At 65.0% G+C, this 534-nt stretch carries 1 protein-coding gene; it reads left to right on the forward strand.

What is annotated here, in order from left to right; all coding sequences use genetic code 11:
- Nucleotides 1–534: PLP-dependent aminotransferase family protein (locus D1614_RS28785; protein WP_206610208.1), on the forward strand; the 534-nt coding region annotated here is incomplete at both ends.

A 534-nucleotide genomic window follows, 5' to 3' on the forward strand; every position in this document is an offset into this window, starting at 1 on the left:
CGTTGCACGCCTCGAAAGCTACACGCCGCCGTGGCCGCTGCCGAAGATCTTCCGCATGACCAAGGGCGGCAAGCTCAACGCCGGCATCTTCGAAGGCGAGACGATCAACACACCGTCGATGCTCTGCGTCGAGGACTATCTCGATGCGCTGAACTGGGCCAAGTCGATCGGCGGCCTCGAGGCGCTGATCGCGCGTGCCGACGCCAACACCAAGGTGCTCGCCGACTGGAAGGCGAAGACCCCGTGGGTGGACTTCCTTGCGGCCGATCCGGCGATCCGCTCCAACACCTCGGTGTGTCTGAAGGTGATTGACCCGGCGATCACGGCACTCTCCGCCGATGCGCAGGCGGATTTCGCCAAGAAGCTTGTCGCCGCCGTCGAGAAGGAAGGCGCCGGTTACGACTTCGCCTACTACCGCGATGCGCCGGCCGGCCTGCGCATCTGGTGCGGCGCCACTGTGGAAGCAAAGGACGTCGAACTGCTGACGCAGTGGATCGACTGGGCCTTCGCCGAGACCAAGGCTTCGCCCGCCAA

The sequence above is a fragment of the Maribellus luteus genome (genome assembly GCF_003576475.1).
Lineage (GTDB): Bacteria > Bacteroidota > Bacteroidia > Bacteroidales > Prolixibacteraceae > Draconibacterium > Draconibacterium luteum.